General features: G+C 53.0%; 17 protein-coding genes. All 17 read left to right on the forward strand.

What is annotated here, in order from left to right; all coding sequences use genetic code 11:
• The first annotated feature begins 110 nt into the window (after positions 1 to 110).
• Entirely contained in the window at positions 111 to 755 is a 645-nt protein-coding gene (locus RBT11_04695) for a radical SAM protein (GenBank protein MDX9786044.1), read from the forward strand.
• Between the two features lie 5 nt (positions 756 to 760).
• Complete coding sequence (queC, locus tag RBT11_04700) at positions 761 to 1,447, forward strand: 7-cyano-7-deazaguanine synthase QueC (protein ID MDX9786045.1); 687 nt, start codon at positions 761 to 763, stop codon at positions 1,445 to 1,447.
• Between the two features lie 122 nt (positions 1,448 to 1,569).
• Positions 1,570 to 2,409 (forward strand): rhodanese-like domain-containing protein, encoded by an 840-nt coding sequence (locus RBT11_04705; GenBank protein ID MDX9786046.1) that lies wholly within the window; start codon positions 1,570 to 1,572, stop codon positions 2,407 to 2,409.
• A 58-nt stretch (positions 2,410 to 2,467) separates the two neighbouring features.
• Positions 2,468 to 5,545 (forward strand): DUF5714 domain-containing protein, encoded by a 3,078-nt coding sequence (locus RBT11_04710; protein ID MDX9786047.1) that lies wholly within the window; start codon positions 2,468 to 2,470, stop codon positions 5,543 to 5,545.
• Positions 5,546 to 5,919: 374 nt separating this feature from the next.
• Positions 5,920 to 6,273: a metalloregulator ArsR/SmtB family transcription factor gene (locus RBT11_04715; GenBank protein ID MDX9786048.1), complete on the forward strand. Its 354-nt coding sequence runs from the start codon at positions 5,920 to 5,922 to the stop codon at positions 6,271 to 6,273.
• 107 nt (positions 6,274 to 6,380) lie between these two features.
• Positions 6,381 to 7,553, forward strand: coding sequence for a permease (locus RBT11_04720; GenBank protein ID MDX9786049.1), 1,173 nt, complete (start codon positions 6,381 to 6,383; stop codon positions 7,551 to 7,553).
• A 20-nt stretch (positions 7,554 to 7,573) separates the two neighbouring features.
• Entirely contained in the window at positions 7,574 to 7,969 is a 396-nt protein-coding gene (locus RBT11_04725) for a DUF2703 domain-containing protein (protein ID MDX9786050.1), read from the forward strand.
• Positions 7,969 to 8,202, forward strand: coding sequence for a thioredoxin family protein (locus RBT11_04730; GenBank protein MDX9786051.1), 234 nt, complete (start codon positions 7,969 to 7,971; stop codon positions 8,200 to 8,202). The genes RBT11_04725 and RBT11_04730 overlap by 1 nt, the downstream gene beginning before the upstream one ends.
• Positions 8,203 to 8,269: 67 nt before the next feature.
• Positions 8,270 to 8,860 (forward strand): hypothetical protein, encoded by a 591-nt coding sequence (locus RBT11_04735; GenBank protein ID MDX9786052.1) that lies wholly within the window; start codon positions 8,270 to 8,272, stop codon positions 8,858 to 8,860.
• Positions 8,861 to 8,981: 121 nt separating this feature from the next.
• Positions 8,982 to 10,229, forward strand: a complete 1,248-nt coding sequence (locus tag RBT11_04740) for a YeeE/YedE family protein (GenBank protein ID MDX9786053.1) — start codon at positions 8,982 to 8,984, stop codon at positions 10,227 to 10,229.
• Between the two features lie 54 nt (positions 10,230 to 10,283).
• A complete protein-coding gene (gene arsB / locus RBT11_04745; protein ID MDX9786054.1) occupies positions 10,284 to 11,378 on the forward strand; it encodes an ACR3 family arsenite efflux transporter in 1,095 nt (364 codons plus the stop codon).
• A 43-nt stretch (positions 11,379 to 11,421) separates the two neighbouring features.
• The gene (locus RBT11_04750; GenBank protein ID MDX9786055.1) at positions 11,422 to 11,880 is read left to right on the forward strand and encodes a nitrophenyl compound nitroreductase subunit ArsF family protein; all 459 of its coding nucleotides are present in this window, start codon (positions 11,422 to 11,424) and stop codon (positions 11,878 to 11,880) included.
• Positions 11,877 to 12,578: an aromatic aminobenezylarsenical efflux permease ArsG family transporter gene (locus RBT11_04755; protein ID MDX9786056.1), complete on the forward strand. Its 702-nt coding sequence runs from the start codon at positions 11,877 to 11,879 to the stop codon at positions 12,576 to 12,578. Before RBT11_04750 ends, RBT11_04755 begins: the two co-directional genes overlap by 4 nt.
• Positions 12,579 to 12,664: 86 nt before the next feature.
• On the forward strand, positions 12,665 to 13,189 hold the full coding sequence (locus RBT11_04760; protein MDX9786057.1) for a universal stress protein: 525 nt from the start codon (positions 12,665 to 12,667) through the stop codon (positions 13,187 to 13,189).
• A 48-nt stretch (positions 13,190 to 13,237) separates the two neighbouring features.
• Positions 13,238 to 14,647 (forward strand): TolC family protein, encoded by a 1,410-nt coding sequence (locus tag RBT11_04765; protein MDX9786058.1) that lies wholly within the window; start codon positions 13,238 to 13,240, stop codon positions 14,645 to 14,647.
• A 3-nt stretch (positions 14,648 to 14,650) separates the two neighbouring features.
• Complete coding sequence (locus RBT11_04770) at positions 14,651 to 15,841, forward strand: efflux RND transporter periplasmic adaptor subunit (protein ID MDX9786059.1); 1,191 nt, start codon at positions 14,651 to 14,653, stop codon at positions 15,839 to 15,841.
• Positions 15,838 to 18,963, forward strand: a complete 3,126-nt coding sequence (locus RBT11_04775) for an efflux RND transporter permease subunit (GenBank protein MDX9786060.1) — start codon at positions 15,838 to 15,840, stop codon at positions 18,961 to 18,963. The genes RBT11_04770 and RBT11_04775 overlap by 4 nt, the downstream gene beginning before the upstream one ends.
• The last annotated feature ends 166 nt before the right edge of the window (positions 18,964 to 19,129 follow it).

The following is a 19,129-nucleotide window of genomic DNA, read 5'->3' on the forward strand; positions in this document are numbered from 1 at the left end:
CGAGCACAGGTTTCTTTTAGAGATCTGTGCTTTTTTCGGCCATGATCATGTTCTTTTTTGATGGAACGACCGCTTTACTATCTATCATACGCCTGATATAAACCAACACCATGGGCCTACAGGTAAGTGAAATATTTTACAGTATTCAAGGAGAGTCGCTCCATGCGGGACGCCCTTGTGTTTTTGTGCGCCTTTCAGGATGCAATTTGCGGTGCACATATTGCGACTCAACCTATGCGTACGATGAGGGACGCGAATTTTCGATTCCCGACATTATTGAATCCGTCAGGCTTTTTTCGTGCCATCTGGTTGAAATAACGGGGGGAGAACCGTTGCTTCAGCCTGAAACCACCACTTTAATTAAGGCGCTGCTGAATGAGGGATTTTCCGTTCTCCTTGAAACCAACGGCAGCTTCGATATCGGAAAAACGGATTCACGATGCGTCAGAATCATTGATATCAAATGCCCCTCTAGCGGAGAAAGCCAGTCGATCTGTTACAAAAATTTTGAACGGATAACCACTCAAGATCAATTTAAATTCGTCATTGCCGATCGGGCAGATTTCGATTTTGCCGTCAAAACCGCGGGATTGATTCCCGAGACAATCCCGCGTGATCATCTCCTCTTTTCCCCTGTTTACGGTAAGTTGTCACCAAACCTACTGGCGGAGTGGATTTTGGCCGCACATTTACCGGTGCGTCTTCATCTTCAACTGCATAAAATCATTTGGCCCGATATTGAAAGGGGCGTGTAGACCCTATGAAAAAAGCAGTCGTTCTTTCAAGTGGCGGTATCGATTCCACCACCGTGATGGCCATCGCCCTTTCCGAGGGTTACGATGTTTCCGCCATCAGTTATGCATACGGTCAGCGGCATGCCTTTGAATTGCAAGCCGCCGAAAGCGTGGCTGAATTTTTCAAAATTAAAAACCGGATCGTCTTAAGTATCGACCTGAGCCGTTTTGGCGGATCTGCGCTTACGGATACTATCGATGTTCCCAAATCAGCTACAAATATCATAAAATCGAACGGTATTCCGGTGACCTATGTGCCCGCCCGCAATGCGGTATTTTTATCCTTGGCCCTGGCCTGGGCCGAAGTTCTGGGCGCCTATGACATTTTTATCGGTGTCAACGCCATTGATTATAGCGGATATCCGGATTGCCGGCCCGAATTCATACAAGCATTTGAACAAATGGCGAACCTTGCCACCCGTGCCGGTGTCGAAGGCCCGGATCGATTTCGAATTCAGGCGCCGTTGTTGCACATGAGCAAAGCCCAAATCATTCAAAAGGGCATTGCGCTCGGCGTGGACTATTCACTGACCCACAGCTGCTATGACCCCTCTGATACCGGCCTCGCCTGCGACCGTTGCGACAGTTGCATTCTAAGGCGCCTGGGGTTTGAGGCTGCCGGCGTTAAAGATCCAACCCGTTATCATCGATAGTGGTTGACTGTTTTTCAGCCAAAGCGATAACCAGCCCCTGGCTGAAACCGGCGCTGGAGAAAAAATCTGAAATAATGCCCTTCAATAAACAAACATCCGGTTTTATTCATTGGGTATGCCTTATGCCGGGAATCTGTGTCGTTCTCTTTTCGGGGGTCTTTTTCCCTGATACTGCTTGTGCCTTCGACTTACGGAAAATTGATCCCCGGCAGGCAGCCGAACGATTGAACCGGTTTTCAATCCTGGATGCAAGGCCCCAGAAAGAATGGCAAAAGGCACATCTGCCCGGCGCACGATCCTTTTCCTGGGAAAATTATACCCGAACGGATTCGGACGGCGTCAAATACCGCATTTTCAAGCCCGAAGAACTGGGCAATGCGTTGGGCGCCCTGGGAATCAGCCATACCGATGCGGTTCTGGTCTATGGGGATGCCGACAGCAGTTGGGGAGGGGAAGGCTGGCTGGTCTGGATGCTGGCCTGGCTGGGCCATCAGGGAGCCGTTTATTTTCTGGACGGCGGTATTCATCTTTGGCGGGACAGTGGGCAGCCCGTCACTTCGGATATAGGCAACTCGCACGGCCAGGTAACCTATCAGATTCATCCGCGCCCTGAAATGAACCGGACCCGTGACGACATCGCGTCTCAGCGGGGCCAAATCAACCTGATCGACACGCGCGGCTACTTAACCGAATACCTGCCCGGACATCTTCCCGGCGCCATCCATATTCCCTGGGGAAAATTTTTTAAGGGCCCGTATCGTCAAAGCTTAGCCCCCCACGAGTTGAGCGCACTGCTCGAAGAAAAGGGAGTTGACCTGCGAAAACCGGTGGTCTACTATTGCACCGGCGGCATTCGTTCCGGCTTTTCCTGGCTGGTGCATTCACTCGGGACCTTACCGCCCGCCGTCAATTTTGAGGGGGGCACCGAGGAATGGGCGCGGAAACACCCGCTGGTTCGGTAACACAAATTCCCATTGTGCTGAACAAAAGATCACGGAAAAAACATTTCGCAGGAGAAAAATGAACAGCCAGACAAGCTTCCGGAAAGAATGCTGGCATCGGTTTGAATATCAACGCATGCCTGTCTATATCCGCCCGGAGGGGCCGGATTGGTTTATTCCCAACAGCCGGGGAGACGAGGTGATTCGGCGTCTGGATTCAACAACGCTGTCCGGCGTCGATTCGGAGACCCTTCGGTTTTTAGCCGCATTGCCGGATGCCGAACCGATCAGTTATACGGGACGTTCGAACTACTTGGCCCTCGACCGGCTAAGGGAACTCTGGTTTCACCTGACCAACCGGTGCAATCTATCCTGCCGTCACTGCCTGTTTGCATCGTCTCCGAAACACAGCGCTGAGCTATGTTTGCCGCAGGTGCTGCGCATCGCTGCGGAAGCCCATCGAATGGGGGCCCGCCTGTTTGCCCTGACCGGTGGCGAGCCCTTTGTTCATATGGACATCGTGGCGATCATCCGCGGTCTGCTTCAGCTTCAGGACAGCCATGTCGTGGTGCTGACCAACGGGATGAATCTTCCGGATATAGTAAACCGCAACCAATTTGATTCGGACCGCTTTCATCTTCAGATCAGTGTGGACGGCGCGCCGGCGGCACACGACCACATTCGGGGAAAAGGCGCTTATTCTCAGTTGACGCGGAATCTGGACTGGTTGCGTCGGCAAAAGATTCCCTACACCCTTTCGATGAGCGTGAACCGGTGGAATGTAACGGACATGCCGGCGGTCGTTGACGCCGCGGCGGACAATGGCGCCGGCAATATTCACTTTATGTGGACCTTTGTCCGCGGCCGAGCCGACAAGAACCTGATCGTGCCGGTCGACGCCCTTTTTGAGTCACTGATGCAAGCGACGGCATCCGCCGAAGCGCGGCAAGTGTCCATTGACAATATCGAGTCTCTAAAAACGCAGATTTTCTCGCCGGCCGGGACCATGCATGACGGATCAAGCGGTGCATGGGAATCTTTGGCCGTGGGCCCGGACGGAAGGCTCTATCCATCGGCCGCGCTCGTCGGAATTCCCGAGCTGGCAACCGATATGTCGGCCGGCATTAAAACCGCCTGGCACAATAGCCCGGTGTTGAATTCAATTCGAAATGCCACCGCGGCAACCCTTTCTTCACCGTTCCGGTTCCTGACCGGCGGGGGAGATATGGATCACAGCTATCTCCACCACCGGACCTTTATGGGTGATGATCCCTATCACCCGCTGTATGAAAAAATCATTCTGTGGCTCCTGACCGAGGAAGGTAAAGGCCAACCCGATCATTCATCGCCGCAAATGCGGTTGCGCATGGGAGAGATTCTGGAAAGCTGCGGCAGTCACGGAAAGGTTTCCCTAACCCACTCCAATTGCCTGCTCGCAACCGCCGGTGAAACCAGTTTGACCGTCGTGAAACGCTTTTACAGCGATGCGGCCGGTGATAAAAAGGAAGATATTTTAAATCCGGTTTGCTATGACGAGGCGTTGATCGACCATATTCCCGAAGCGTTTCGGTTTCGGGGATACGGGTGCGGGAGCCCCGTGCTGGATGCGCAGATTCAACCGGGCGAGCGGGTTGTGGATCTGGGCTGCGGCGGCGGCGTCGAGTGCTTTATCGCCGCGCGGCTGTCCGGCAAAGACGGCCGCGTGACCGGCGTCGACATGCTCGACCCCATGCTGACGCTGGCCGGAGAAGGACTTAACCAGGTAACCGAAAATCTCGGATTTTCAACCATCGACTTTAGAAAAGGCTATCTTGAAGCTTTGCCCCTGGAAAATGAAAGCGCCGATGTGGTGCTCTCCAACTGTGTGATGAACCTTTCGGTTCATAAGCGAAAAGCCTACGCGGAGATTTTTCGAGTGCTGAAGCCGGGAGGCCGTCTGGTGATCTCGGATGTGGTCTGCGAGACCGAACCCGATGCCGCGATTCGAAACGATGAAACCCTGCGCGGAGAATGCATCGCAGGCGCAATGGCGCAGCACCATTTGATGGCGCTTCTTGCGGAGAGCGGCTTTATCGGTATTCGGCTCATAAAGCGGTTTCCCTATCGGGAGGTTCACGGGCACCCCTTCTTTTCACTGACCTATTCTGCGGAAAAGCCGAGGGCGTCGGCCTCGGTTTGCGTGATGTATCGCGGACCGCTCCCTTATCTCACGGCGCATGACGGATCCCTGCTGATGCCGGGCCGGGTTCAAGCGCTATCCCGGGATGAAGCGGAACGCCTGGGCGATCAACTATTTATCCTTGATGCCGCTGGTCATGTAACCAATATCGCCGCCCAACAGACGTGCGCCTGTTTTTTACCCCCTGAAGATCAGCGGAAAAAGGAAGTAACGCCGGCTGTGGTCTCGCTATTCCCGCGCCGGCCGGCCGGGTGCATGGTGTGCGGCGCGCCGATAACTTATCTACCCCGGGAAGAGCTGCGGCGATGCACCTATTGCCAAGAAGAAATTTCCACGAACAGCCGCTGTGAAAAGGGCCACTTCGTCTGTGATGCCTGTCACCTGGCCGACGGAATGAAAGTAATCGAGCATGTTTGTTCCGTAACGCTCGAAACGGACATGGTTCAGCTTTTCAGGCAGATTCGACGGCATCCGGCAATGCCCGTAAACGGGCCGGAACACCACGCTCTCGTGCCCGGAATTATTCTCACCACCTATCGAAATCTCGGCGGCGACATTCCGCTTTCAACCATTGAAACCGGAATCAAACGCGGCGCGTCGGTGGCAGGGGGTTACTGTGCGTTCATGGGCGTCTGCGGCGCAGCGGTAGGCGTCGGCATCGCTTTCAGTCTGATATTGGAAGCAACACCGCTAACCCCTGAAAAACGGCAAATCGTACAAAGCGCCGTCCGGAGCGTTCTCTCGAAGATTTCGGGTCTAAAGGCCGCCCGCTGCTGTCAGCGCGATTCGTGGCTCGCCCTGACAAGCGCCACTGTGTTGTCCAAGAAGTATTTGCCGATAGCCCTTGAGGCGAACCTGCCGATGAGCTGCGAGCAACAGCACTTGAATAAAGAATGCATGGGAAACGCCTGCCCGCTTTGCGGGCGACAGACAGAATCAGTCGGCAGAGGAATCTTTCATCAGCGCGTGGAATTATAACGAAACGCCATCCGTTTTTATGCAAATCGTCAAAAGCTTTTACAATTTACATAAAAAATCAGGCAACCCCATCTCTTGTTTTCCGGACCATTCCGCCGCTCAGGCGCACCAAGCTCAGGTACTCCGACCAATTCTATTTTCCTCAAAGCATCGTAGCCACATCCTTATAGTTTATCGCCTCAACCGGCAGCCCTGCAAGCTGCCATCCACCGCCGAGCGATTTAACAAGGGCCGCAACCGATACCCATTACCGATTTTATCCCAATTCGTAAAAGGCATTCAGTACAACCGCGAAAAAGGTCAAGACCACCGGCATTTTAAGCTTGACAGCCCACCTATATCGCTATATCTGAATGTATAAAAATGGAGGCACCATGCGAAATTTTATCAAGGTGATGAAAGCCCTGTCCGATCCGAATCGGGTAAAGATTGTTAAAATTCTTCAACGAAAAGTACTTTGCGTATGCGAAATCAAAGAGGCCCTCGGCCTTGCGCAATCATCCGCCAGCAAGCATCTTAAAATACTAGAAGAGGCGGGTCTTATTACCTATTCAAAAGATGGGTTATGGGTTAACTACCGGTTGACGGATGGGTCTCAAAGCCCTTATGCGGCCAACCTATTGGGAAACCTGAAACATTGGCTTGAAGAGGATGCGGAGATCGCAAAACTGGTGGCACAATTGCCTGAAATACGCCGCGAACTGATTTGCTCGAGCTGTTCGGACTGATCTCTTTTAATATCACCATATCGTTAACCAAGAAAATAGTTATTATAAAAAGGCATTACGCCAACAATGCCTGGTAACCGTGGTCGCGGTAAAGGAGAACCTGAAGGATGAAGGAGCGTACCAAACTTCTGCTGATTGTAGCGGTTTTCTTAGCCGCATATTACATTCCCTGGAGTCATCCTCTCATTCGCACATCCGGCCTCGAAGCGTTTATGATGCTGCAGGAATATGCCAGAGAGCATGTGTTGACCTGTCTCATCCCCGCCTTTTTTATCGCAGGTGCCATCGCGGTATTTGTCTCCCAGGCCTCGGTGCTCAAATATTTCGGGGCCAAGGCCGGCAAAATTCTTTCTTATTCCGTCGCCTCGGTATCCGGCACCATTCTGGCGGTATGCTCCTGCACGGTCTTGCCGCTGTTTGCAGGCATCTACACTCGGGGAGCGGGTATCGGGCCTGCGACCGCATTTTTGTATTCCGGACCCGCTATCAACGTGCTGGCCATCAGCCTGACGGCCAAAATTCTGGGCTGGCAACTGGGGTTGGCCCGAGCGGTGGGAGCCGTGCTCTTTGCCGTTGTCACAGGCCTGTTGATGGCGTTTATTTTTCGTAAAGACGATGCCGCCCGCACGGCCGGCCAGATCTATGTTCCGGATTCGGATGGCAAACAGCGCACCCTGCTTCAAGACACCCTGTATATTCTGACGATGGTTCTTATTCTGGTGTTCGCGGCCTTTGCCAAGCCCGCCCCCGGGTCAACCGGATTGTGGCCCGCCATTTTCGCCGCCAAATGGTACATCACCATTTGCTTGCTCATCGTGCTCGGTTTCATGCTCAAGGCATGGTTCACCAGGGAGGAAGGTAAAAGCTGGGTTGAATCGACCTGGGGATTTATGAAACAGATCTTTCCGCTGTTGGGCGGCGGGGTGCTGGTAGCTGGCTTTCTGCTGGGTCGTCCCGGTCATCCCGCCTTGATCCCCGAGCATTGGGTTCAATCCCTTTTGGGTGGAAATTCCCTCTGGGCCAATCTGTTCGCCTCGTTGGCAGGCGCCCTGATGTATTTTGCCACCCTGACCGAGGTTCCTATCCTTCAGGGGCTTCTCGGCGCCGGCATGGGCAAGGGCCCGGCCCTGGCCCTGTTGCTGGCCGGTCCGGCGCTGAGTCTGCCGAATATGCTGGTAATCGGAAGCGTTATGGGCGCCAAAAAAACAATAACTTTTTGCGCTATCATTGTAATTTTGTCCACCATCGCCGGAATGCTTTACGGTGCAATAGCAACTTAAGCCAAGAAAAGGGGATTAAAATGAAGCAGCTTACCATTGAATGGCGCCATCTGGATAAAGACGGAAAAACCTGTGACCGCTGCTCAGATACCGGTGAAACGGTTCGCAACGCTCATGAAACGCTGGTTAAAGAGTTACACCCCAAAGGCTGGGAGGTGACATTGAAAGAGATCCTATTGACCGAGAATGAAATTCCGGAGTCGAATACCATTTTTTTCAACGGCATTCCCATCGAGCAGTTGTTACCCAATGCACGGAAATCTGAAAATTGCTGCACTTCGTGCGGCGAATTGCTGGGCTCACCCACCATGTGCCGAACAATCGAACGATACGGCCAAACTTACGAGGCGATACCCGCTGCGTTGATTCTGGAAGCGGCCAACCTGTATATTCAAAAACATGAAGGAGGGATATAATGGAAATTAAAGTATTGGGGCCTGGTTGCTCAAAATGCCAGGAGACGGAAAAGGTGGTAAAGGAAGCCGTGGCCGAAGCCGGTGTTGCGGCCAACATTGAAAAAGTCACTGATATCATGAAGATCGCGGGCTACGGCGTGTTCGGGACGCCTGCGGTGGTCGTGGATGGCGAAGTCAAGTCGGTGGGGAAAATCCCGAAAAAGGAAGATGTTAAATCTTGGCTTAAAAAGTAGGCATCGGCAGCTACCGGATAATCGGGAAATACGCATTAATAATGTCTTGTGATTAAACAGGCTGATAATGATGAATAACTTGATTTTACAATTTCTCATTTACCCCGTGGTGCTCTTGATCATATTTCCGGAAAGTCTTTTCGCGGAACGCGTCAAGCCCCTTAATCCGGACTGTGATGTGTGCCCCGTCGTGATTTGTTATGAGGGAGAAGAGGCCAAGCGCATCCTGGGAAAAGAAGCCGTAAATTTGTTGCTGAAATTAACGAATTTAGAACAAAAGACCAACAAAATAGACCTGGACGGCGTTAAAAACACAGGTTCGGAGACTGACAGCGATGAAGGATATGAATTGCTTGTATTTAGCTATAACCATTTGATATCAATCAATTCTATTTTCGATAAAGCCGTCATTCAAATCAAAACGGACCCTCGAAGCCTCAGTCCGGAGGGCATATCAACTGCGTGGTCACCCGAAATTCATTTAAGACCGCCGGGTTTTGTCGTTATCGACAAAACCGACGACCTGGAAACCGCGTGGCATAAAGTTAAAGAAGGTTCATTATATCAATATATTAATAAAGATGGCGCCCCGCATCACATGTTTAAAGACAATCTTGGAAAAATGATTTTGTATGTTTTAAAGACCGTAACGGAATAGTAATAAAATACAACCCGACTGAAATGTTTTGATTACAGGGCCCCGAATATGCTCTTGAAAAACTATACGCTTGAAATATTCAACTCCAAATACATTTTCGATAACTAGATAGAGGATAAAGATGGCGAAGGATAGAGAAACTTCGTGGAAATGGATTAGCGTCGTGTCAGTGGTGTGCCTGATAGGCGTTACCTTGGCCGCAAAAATCAGCGGTTATTGGGTGCTGACCGCTTTGCCCGTGGGCTTTCTTTTCGGGTTTTTTCTGGAAAAAGGGGATCTTTGCGGTGCCTCTGCCTTCAGCGAAATTCTTTTGCTCAAAGACTGGAAAAAGATGCAGGGCATAGGGGTGGTGATTGTTGTCAGCATGCTCGGGTTTTCCTTGCTGGACGGTCTGGGGATGGTGAAGCTCAGCCCCAAACCTTTGCTATGGGCCAGTTCCATCATCGGCGGAGTGATTTTCGGCGTTGGGACAGTGTTGGCGGGGGCATGTGTTAGCGGCAGCCTTTTTAAAGTGGCCCAGGGCAACCTAAATTCAATGGCCGCGCTGGTGGCGATTCCGATCGGCGTCATGTGGGTGGAGCATGGTTCTCTTAAGGCGTTTCAGAACACGCTACAAACCTATGTGGTTAAAAACACAGACGGCGGGCCAGTCACTTTTTTTTCATTGCTCCATCTGCCCTACTGGTCTCTATCCATCATTTTCGCCATTCTAACGATTTGCGCGGTCATTTTTTTCAGGCATAAAAATAGATTGCCCCTTCTGCAAAACCATTCATCGGGTACCAGCAAACTCAAAACCATCATGACTTCCCGTTGGCGGCCGTGGCAAGCGGGGATCGCCATCGGGCTTCTTGCTTGTTTGGCATACCTTTCGTCCGCCGCAAGCGGCCGTAACTATCCTCTCGGGGTAACCCATGGGGTGATGCATGCCGAACTCTTACTGACGGATACGCCGCTTGAATACGTATATGCGCCTAAAAACAATTTCGTCCCCCCCGCCATTAACAGCGGAAAACAGGAAATCGGTAAGTCCCCTAAAAAAGTCTCTCTCTGGTTGTTATTCGAGGTGTTCGCGATCGTCTTGGGCGCCTTTGTCAGTGCAAAATTGACGGGTCGGGCCAGGTTGTTACCAAAGCCGCCGCAACAGACGATAACCGCTTTTTTCGGAGGCCTTTTGGTCGGCGTCGGTGCGGCCATCGCGGGCGGGTGCATTGTCGGCAACATTATGAGCGGTGTTGCCCTTATGAGCGTCGGGCCCCTTATCTTTGCGGTGGTTGTCATCTTAACAAACTGGATAACCACTTATTTTTACCTCATGGGCGGAAGTCTTTCAGACATGGTTTGGATTCAGAACTATTTTAAAAAATAAGTCGTTCGAGGGATGTCGGCCAACATGCCGGCCGGAAAAATAGGACTGAGGGACATGAGTGATAATCGCCTTAAAAAAAAATTAAGCTTCTTAGACCGCTTTCTCACCCTATGGATTTTCTTGGCCATGTTCATCGGCGTGGGAGGGGGGTATCTGGTTCCGGAAATCAAAAATTTCATCAACCGCTTTTCCGTCGGCACCACCAATATTCCGATCGCCGTGGGCTTGATTCTGATGATGTATCCGCCGCTTGCCAAGGTAAAATATGAAAAGATGGGGTTTGTATTTCGCGACATTAAAGTGCTGACGCTGTCCCTGGTGCAAAACTGGGTCATCGGGCCGGTTCTGATGTTCCTTTTGGCCATCGCTTTTTTATCCGGATACCCGGAATACATGGTGGGGTTGATTCTGATCGGGCTTGCGCGCTGCATCGCCATGGTGATCGTCTGGAACGATCTGGCCATGGGGGACCGGGAGTACTGCGCGGGCTTGGTGGCTTTCAACTCCATTTTTCAGGTGCTCTTCTTTTCGGTCTACGCTTATATCTTTATCACCGTGCTGCCCCGATGGATGGGGCTGGAAGGCATGGCGGTGAATATCTCCATCGGCCAGATCGCGGAAAGCGTCTTCATCTATTTGGGCATTCCCTTTATCGCGGGGTTACTCTCCCGGATAATCGGCCTTAACACGGTGGGCGCCGAACGCTATGAAACAAAATTCATTCCCAAAATCAGCCCCATAACGCTGATCGCCTTGCTCTTCACCATTCTGGTGATGTTCTCCCTGAAAGGCGAATATATCGTTCAACTGCCCATGGATGTGGTGCGCGTGGCCGTTCCGCTGTGCATCTATTTTGTGATCATGTTTTTCGCCTCTTTCTGGTTGAGCATAAAAGCAAAGGCCACCTATGAGCAATCAACGACCTTGTCTTTTACCGCCGCATCGAATAACTTCGAACTGGCCATCGCCGTGGCGATAGCCGTCTTCGGCCTGAATTCAGGGCAGGCCTTTGCCGCCGTCATCGGTCCCCTGGTGGAAGTGCCGGTGCTCATCTCTCTGGTGAATGCCGCGCTCTGGTTCAAACGTAAATACTTTCCGTATGCGCTGGAAACACCGACCGGCGTTTGCCATGTGTCGTGCAAGCCCTAAACGGCACTGAAGGAAGAACCAAAATCAGTAAAGGAATTTTTTTATGAAAATTATTCAAAAACACCTGCCTTTTTGCAACCGGACGATTTTGTTCATGCTGATATTCGTCATGCCGGCTTTTATGGCGGCATCGGCGGAAGGAGCCGAGACCCCATCCGCAACCCCCGCCCATTATTATACCGCCACCTACTTTCACGGTTCGTTTCGTTGCGGCACCTGTCAACGAATTGAAACCTTGTCTGAAAAAGCCATAACCAACCATTTCGCCCAAGAATTGAAATCCGGGGCGCTGGTTTGGCGGGCCGTCAATGTCGATGAACCGGAAAACCAACATTATGTCAAGGATTACAGTCTGTTCACCAAATCTCTGATCATTTCGGAAGTAAAGGACGGAAAGGAGATACGGTGGAAAAACCTGGAAAAAGTCTGGAATTTTGTGAGAAATGAAGACAAATTCGACGAATATGTTTTATCCGAAGTGAAGGCATGGATGGGGCAATGACGATGGGAATCGGCACGGCGGAAATTTTCTCCGTTATCTGGCTCGGCATTCTGACATCCATCAGCCCGTGCCCGCTGGCAACCAATATTGCCGCTACGAGCTATATCGGCCAGCAGATCCATTCTCGTTTTTCAACGGTGATCGCGGCCACTGCCTATACCATCGGCCGCACCCTTTGCTATATGTTCATCAGCTTCCTGCTTGTCGCGGGCTTGATTTCCATACCGGGAGTGTCTAATTTTCTTCAAATGCACATGAACCGGATTCTGGGACCTTTTTTAATCATCGCCGGCCTGTTTATTCTCGATTTGATTTCGCTACGCCTGCCGAATGTCTCTTTCAGCATGGAGCGGCTTCAACAACTCGGCAAGAGCGGCTTTTTCGGCGCCGTTCTCATGGGATTTTTGTTTGCGATGTCGTTTTGCCCGGTGTCTGCGGCGCTCTTTTTCGGAAGCGTGATTCCGCTGGCGCTCAAATGCCAGTCCCGCTTTTTTTTGCCGCTTCTTTACGGGGTCGGCACCGCCGCTCCGGTCATCGGATTCGCTTTTATCATGGCCTACAGCACCCGAATGGCAGGGTTGTTTTTCAACCGAATGGCCCCGGTGGAATTCTGGCTCCGCCGCATCACCGGCGGTCTTTTCATCCTGATCGGTGTGTATTTTTGTCTTAAATATATTTTTCGAATCATTCATTTTTAATATCGGTATGGATAACGAATCCGATTAAACATCAGTGAACCTTCACTCCAGATGTTCGGAGTTGTACCAAGCGATAAGGGGGGATCATGCCTTTCAGCAAACCCAAAATAAAGCAAATCCTTTTTGCAACTGATTTATCGGAAAACGCCAACCGCGCTTTTACTTATGCGACAAGCCTGGCGGACGCATACAGCGCGGTGGTCACGGTGCTGCATGTGGTCGAAAAAATGCCGCCCAACGCGGAGATTCTCATTTCTGCATTTTTAGGATATCGGGATCTGGAGGAATACAGGGGAAAAACTGAGGCGGAGCTTATCGAACGGATCAAGACCCGCATCGAGCACTTTTGCTCGGAAGCCGCCGACAAGATAACCGAATGCACCTTTATCCTTCAAAAGGTGGTTGTCGAGCCGGGTATCGCTTCAAAGCGGATCCTGCACCATGCGGCAACGGGAACCTACGATGCCCTGGTTATGGGGTGTCGGGGTCACGGCATTATTCAAGAAGCGCTTTTCGGCGGGACAACCCACAAGGTTCTGCGTGAATGCAAAATCCCGGTCCTCCTGGTTCCCCTTCAGCTGCACGGAAAAGAAGAGAATCCATCGGCATGACGGGATGCTCAGTGGACAAAAGATAACGTAGAGTAAACGGGGAACTTCATGTTAAAAAACATGCTGGCTGCTTTTCATTGGTGCCCGACGATGAGATATGTGGCATATCAATTGATCACGAAATGGATTCTCTTTTCGGGTATGGCCTTCCTGACACCGTGGATCGCTTCAGCGAGTCAGGCTCCTCCGGACACTCAATCCATGACCTTGAACGCCTGTATCGAAACCGCGCTTGAAAACAGTCCGGAATTGAAGGTCTCATACGGGGAGCAAGCCTTTCAGGCCGAAGCAATCTCCCTGGCTCGTTCGGCCTTTTTGCCCCGAATTGACGCCCTGTCCGGATACACCCGCTTTGAGTACCCCATGCGGGTGACGCAGGCGCATGAAAATAACGAACCGGGCGTCTTTGATCGGGACTTGCTGGAAACGGGTATTGTGTTCCGGTTACCCGTTTACCAAGGCGGACAACATCGGGCCGAACTCGCGATTGCCCAACTGGGGCGCCTGCAAGCGATGGAAATATGGAAAGGCACCCGTCAGGACCTGATTCTAAACCTTCATGCCGTATTCTACAAAATTCTTCAAATAGATGAGGTCCAGCGGTCGGCGATGGCTTCCATGCAGGCCCTTGAAGCCCATAAGACAACTACCCGGCTTCAACTGGAGGTGGGCAGGGTCGCACCGGTGGATGTGATGAAAATCGATGTCCGTCTGGCCCAGATCGAACAACAGCTTTCCAGCATTCAAGCCGACCGGAAAGCGCTCATCGCGGCCCTTTTACAACTGATGGGCATGGACCGGGCAAATCTGATCGATGTTGACATTCGGGGCGAACTGAAAGCACATCCGACCAAGCTGCCGAATATGGCGCTGGCCCGCAAGCGCGCCGAAAACCAACGGCCGGAACTGGCTGCCGCGCGTCTGGAACTTGACCGAACCAAAGCCGGCGTTAAAGCGGCGCGAGCTGTTTTTCTTCCGCAGGTAGACGGATTTGGAACCTACAGCTTGAGAGCCGCCATTCCCTTTGACGACGATCATGAGGATGCCTGGTCCGCCGGACTTCAGGTTAATCTTCCCCTGTTTCACGGGGGTGCCAACATAGCCCGGTTGCGGCAAGCGGAAATCCGGCGCAAGCAGGCCGATGAACGCCACAGAGCCGTAACGCTGAAGATTGAAACCGATCTCGAGCAGTCCCTGGCGCGGCTCACCGACAGCCTGAAACGAATGGAAGTGAACCGAAAAAACATGACGCTCTCCAGCGAGACGTTTCGCATTGAGCAGGCCAAAAACGAAGACGGCAAAAGCAGTATCAATGACCTGCTAGACGCCCAGGCCGCCACGCTTGCGGCAGAGGTAGCCCATTCCCAGTCTGTCATGGACTATCTTCTGGCTCGGGTTGAATGGCGCCGGGCCGTAGGCACCCCCTTATGGCCGGTGGCTGAAACAGGAAAGGAATAAGGAATGAAACGCATTTCCGGCCGGGTTGTAACGATTCTGATCCTCTTCGTTATCGTGGTAGGCCTGGCCATGGCATTGCACAAGGCGAAAAAGCAACTGGCGGCTGCGCCTGTCTGGCAGGCCCGGCCTTCCCCTGTGGAGACTGCGATCGTCAGGGAAGGAAATCTTTCCCGCTCCCTTCGGTATCTGGCCCGGCTGGAAGCGGTGTCCATGGCGGAGATTGCCCCCAAGATCAATGCCAGAATCGTCTCTCTCGAAATGGACGAAGGGGATACCGTGGCAACAGGGGATGTTCTGGCACGCTTGGATGACCGGGATGTCCGGGCGCAAATCACCGGCCTCGAAGCCACCATCGAGGCTGGAAAGGCACGCTTGGCCGGCGCGAAGGCCGGCGCCGATGCCGCCCGAAGCAACCTGGCCTATGCGGAACGGGAAAACAAGCGGGATAAGCGTCTTTTTGATAAAAAAGGCATCAGTGCTTCGACGCTGGAGGCCAGTCAAAACCAATTGGATGAAGCACGAAGTCAAACCTTACAAGCAGAAGAGGCCGTTCGTAGCATCAAAAAGGAAATTTCCGCCCTAAAGGCTCAACTGGCTGAGGCTCGAACCCGGCTCAGCTACGCAACCATCCGGGCCGACTATCCCGGAACCATCCAAAAACGGTATGCCGAGCTGGGTGATATGGCCATGCCCGGCAAGCCCATTTTCAACATGATGGATATTTCCTCCTTCCGGCTTGCTTTCGAACTGGTAGAGGACGATTTGGCTTTGATTCAGGCCGGACAAACGGTCCGTATTCAGTGGTCCATTCCAGTTCCGGCCAATAGGCAAACCGCCACCGTAACCCGGATTTTTCCCTCCCTGGAATTAGATCAAACCGTTCGGGCGGAAATCGATCTTTTTTGTCCATGCTCCGAAAAACTGAAGGTGGGCAGCCTGGTTCCGATAGAAGTGGTCGTTAGGGAAAGCCGCGGCCTGATCGTGCCCCAAACCGCCATAGTGCCAACGCCGGCGGGCGGCAGCATGGTATATGTTGTTCGAGAAGGACGCCTGCAAGGGGTACCTGTCCAATTGGACTTGTGTCATAACGATCAAGCCCTGATTCTGGGGGAGTTGGAGGCCGGAGAGGCCGTTGCCGTCGGGGAATACCTGCAGTGGGTTCGGCTTCATGAAAACGCGGCGGTGTCTTTATGAAACCGCACCGCTTTGCGCTGGAAAATCCCTGGCTCATGCTGGTCTGCGCCCTGCTGGTGGCCGTGATGGGGATCAAGGCCTTTTTCACACTGCCGGTGGAATATTTTCCGGACACGAGTCCCCCCCAGGTGGCGGTGGTAACGGTGGAGCCAGGTGCGGCCGCCGCCGATATGGCCCGGCGCATCACCGAAATCATAGAAAAGGAGCTCTCCAGCCTTTCAGGGCTAAAAAAGGTCTCATCCACATCCAGAGACGCGGTATCTGCCATTACCGCTGAATTCTTTTATGAAAAGCCCATCGGTGAGGCCGTTGTGGATGTTCAGAACGCCATTTCCCGCATTCGGGCCGACCTGCCGAATGATATTCTGGAACCGCGTATCTACCGAATCACCGACGCCACGCGCCCCACGCTGACCCTGGCCTTATCCCCTAAACCCGGCAGCCCCTTATCCCTGGCACAGATTCGCCTCCTGGCCGACAACGATATAAAGGATTTCATTCTGAGCCTTTCAGAGGTGGCGGATGTGGACACCTTTGGGGGAAGCCGGCTTCAGATCAATGTGAAGCTCAACAAGGACCGGCTTCGAGCGTATGGTCTAAGCGCGGAGAAAATTGTCTCGGCCATTCAGTCGCAGAATATCACCGCCCCGGCCGGACTGATTTATCGGCCCGACAGTGAGCTTCTGATCAAAACGATAGGTGAGTTCAAAAACCTAAATGAATTGGAAAACCTGGTGGTGTGCCAAAAACGGGATCTTTATATTCGTCTTTCCGATGTGGGAATAGTAACGCTCGGCATTCAGGACCCGCGAAGCCTTTACCATGGTAACGGCCGGGCCGCCATAGCGGTCAATGTGTTGCGGGCCGAAGGCGGTAACACCATGGCCGCCATTGCCGCTGTCAAGCGTGCCCTACCGCAAATGATGGCCCAATGGCCCGGCATTCATTTTGAAATCACCGATGATCAGGCTCCCCTCATCGAGCGGAACACGAAGGGGATGCGCCAATCCCTTTTTATGGCCATCGGCCTCACCGTCCTGATTATTTTCATTTTTCTGGCGGATCTGCGGGCTTCCTTCATCTCACTCATCAGCATCCCCCTTTCCTTTCTCTTCGGGCTGGCAGCCCTGAGTTTTACCGGCTACACGCTGAACGTTGTAACCCTGTCCGGCTTGATCATCGCCACCGGCATGGTCGTGGATGCCACGGTGGTGGTTCTGGAAAATATTCACCGGCATTCCGGCCAGTCGGGGGGGGCCGACACCCGGCCGCGAGTGGAAGGGGCCGTTGGTGAAATTTTGCCGGCCATCACGGCGGGAATGTTAACCACCGTGGCAATGCTAATTCCCATCATGTTCGCCGGCGGCTATGTGGAAAAGGTGCTTCGGCAATTCACCCTCACCCTGTCGCTGGCTCTCGTGGGGTCCCTGCTTTCAGCCGTTTTCATCGTACCGCTTATCGCCCGAAAGATGGTGCGGCCGGACCGGACCCCCAATTGGATCGAGCGGCTGGCGCGCCCCTTCGGTCGCATCGTGAATTCCTTGGCCGATGGCTATGTGCGACTGCTCCAAACCGCTCTGAAGTGGCGATTGGCGGCCTTGTTCCTGGTCATAGCCGCGTTGATTCTGACAGCCAGAACCGTCATTCCGGTGATCGGTCGGGAATTGATGCCGCCCATGGATACGGGCATCGCGAAAGTGTTTTTTGAAATGCCGCCAGCCACTTCCATCGAAGAAATGGAGCGGCGGCTTTCCGCAGTGGAAGCGATTCTGAAAAAGACCGCATCGGTGCGCATGATATCCTCTGTTGTCGGATCCGAACCGGGGGAGATTTCCTTTGGTGGCGGCGGGCAGACCACCCAGAGCGTTCTCATCACCGTCACGCTCGTCACCCGGGATCAACGATCTGAAAGTATCTGGGAAATCGGTAACCAATGGCGCGACCATTTGAGCCGGATGCCGGGAATACGCTCTTTCCAGGTCTATGAATTCGGCGCCACACCCATGTCCACATCTCGCGCTCCCATCGATATCGTCCTTCACGGACGCGACAGCCGGGTGCTGCAACATCTGGCTGCGCAAGTCGAAAAACGTCTTGAGGGCGTCCCCGGCCTTCTGGACATGACCCGCACCTGGTGGCCGGACAAACCGGAAGTCAATATTTCCGTGGATTCCCGAACAGCTCTGCGCTTCGGCGTCACGCCGGCGGAGGTCGCCCGTCAAATGCAGGCGGCCGTGGACGGCATTCCGGCATCAGGCTTTCGTCTTAAAGGGTTTCTGGATATTCCCATTCGTGTTTCCTTAGCCGATGCATGGGTGGCCTCCCCTACTCTTTTGTCCGATATCGACATCGATACCCCGAAAGGGAAAATTCCGCTGCGGGCTATCGCCGCCGTTTCCGAAAACCGGGGCCAGACCGTCATCACCCGCGAGCATCTGCAAAACACGCTGGATCTTACCGGATACAACCAGACCCGGCGGATCACCCAGGTATTGGCAGAGATCGATACCCGTCTCGCTGATATGAAATGGCCCGGCGGCTATGATATGACCATGAGCGGCACAGCCGCGGAAATGAAGGACAGCATGGGCCGGGTCATGAAGGCCGTGGGCATCGGAATAATCTTTCTCGTGGTGCTGCTGGTGGGCATGTTCCGGTCTTTTCTGCTTCCCATCCCCATTCTGGTGGCCATTCCCCTGGCCATCATCGGATCTCTTTGGGGCCTGTTGCTCTATCAGAAACCCATGTGCATGCCGGCCATTATGGGACTGTTGCTCCTGGCCGGCATTGTCATCAACAATTCAATTTTTCTCATCGATTTCATTCGGCAGGCACGAGCCGAAGGCATGGACCGCCAAAGCGCTCTCGAGCAGTCGGTCCGCCTTCGCCTGCGTCCCGTGCTCATGACCACCATCTCCACTTTCGTGGGAATGCTGCCCATCATCTACGAAACCGCTGTAGGCCTGGAACGAATGTCTCCCCTTGGCACGGCCGCAGGATTCGGACTGCTTGTCGGCACCGTCATGACGCTTGTCATCACGCCGGTGGTCTATTCCCTGCTGGATGATCTGGCAATATTTTTCAGGCGTCTTCCTTATTATACTCATGGAGTAGCCAAGTAGTGGAACCTGGAACTTATTAAGGACAAGACCCCGGAATAGCCGCAGTCAACCGGTTGAAGAATTGGATCAGCTTTGGGACGACCGGTATGCACCTCATTTTGGATTTTGGCGTTCCCATGTCATGAATGTCATTCACCGCTATTTGGATTGCGGAGACCTGCATTGT

The organism is Desulfobacterales bacterium, from assembly GCA_034003325.1.
Classification (GTDB): domain Bacteria; phylum Desulfobacterota; class Desulfobacteria; order Desulfobacterales; family JAFDDL01; genus JAVEYW01.

Excerpts from the sequence above, each read along its gene's own strand:
- RBT11_04760 (MDX9786057.1), top strand. The coding sequence starts at position 12,665 with ATGCCTTTCAGCAAACCCAAAATAAAGCAAATCCTTTTTGCAACTGAT.
- RBT11_04715 (MDX9786048.1), top strand. The coding sequence starts at position 5,920 with ATGCGAAATTTTATCAAGGTGATGAAAGCCCTGTCCGATCCGAATCGG.
- RBT11_04720 (MDX9786049.1), top strand. The coding sequence starts at position 6,381 with ATGAAGGAGCGTACCAAACTTCTGCTGATTGTAGCGGTTTTCTTAGCC.
- queC (MDX9786045.1), top strand. The coding sequence starts at position 761 with ATGAAAAAAGCAGTCGTTCTTTCAAGTGGCGGTATCGATTCCACCACC.
- RBT11_04765 (MDX9786058.1), top strand. The coding sequence starts at position 13,238 with ATGTTAAAAAACATGCTGGCTGCTTTTCATTGGTGCCCGACGATGAGA.
- RBT11_04750 (MDX9786055.1), top strand. The coding sequence starts at position 11,422 with ATGAAAATTATTCAAAAACACCTGCCTTTTTGCAACCGGACGATTTTG.
- RBT11_04770 (MDX9786059.1), top strand. The coding sequence starts at position 14,651 with ATGAAACGCATTTCCGGCCGGGTTGTAACGATTCTGATCCTCTTCGTT.
- RBT11_04740 (MDX9786053.1), top strand. The coding sequence starts at position 8,982 with ATGGCGAAGGATAGAGAAACTTCGTGGAAATGGATTAGCGTCGTGTCA.
- arsB (MDX9786054.1), top strand. The coding sequence starts at position 10,284 with ATGAGTGATAATCGCCTTAAAAAAAAATTAAGCTTCTTAGACCGCTTT.
- RBT11_04775 (MDX9786060.1), top strand. The coding sequence starts at position 15,838 with ATGAAACCGCACCGCTTTGCGCTGGAAAATCCCTGGCTCATGCTGGTC.
- RBT11_04710 (MDX9786047.1), top strand. The coding sequence starts at position 2,468 with ATGAACAGCCAGACAAGCTTCCGGAAAGAATGCTGGCATCGGTTTGAA.
- RBT11_04695 (MDX9786044.1), top strand. The coding sequence starts at position 111 with ATGGGCCTACAGGTAAGTGAAATATTTTACAGTATTCAAGGAGAGTCG.
- RBT11_04725 (MDX9786050.1), top strand. The coding sequence starts at position 7,574 with ATGAAGCAGCTTACCATTGAATGGCGCCATCTGGATAAAGACGGAAAA.
- RBT11_04730 (MDX9786051.1), top strand. The coding sequence starts at position 7,969 with ATGGAAATTAAAGTATTGGGGCCTGGTTGCTCAAAATGCCAGGAGACG.
- RBT11_04755 (MDX9786056.1), top strand. The coding sequence starts at position 11,877 with ATGACGATGGGAATCGGCACGGCGGAAATTTTCTCCGTTATCTGGCTC.
- RBT11_04705 (MDX9786046.1), top strand. The coding sequence starts at position 1,570 with ATGCCGGGAATCTGTGTCGTTCTCTTTTCGGGGGTCTTTTTCCCTGAT.
- RBT11_04735 (MDX9786052.1), top strand. The coding sequence starts at position 8,270 with ATGATGAATAACTTGATTTTACAATTTCTCATTTACCCCGTGGTGCTC.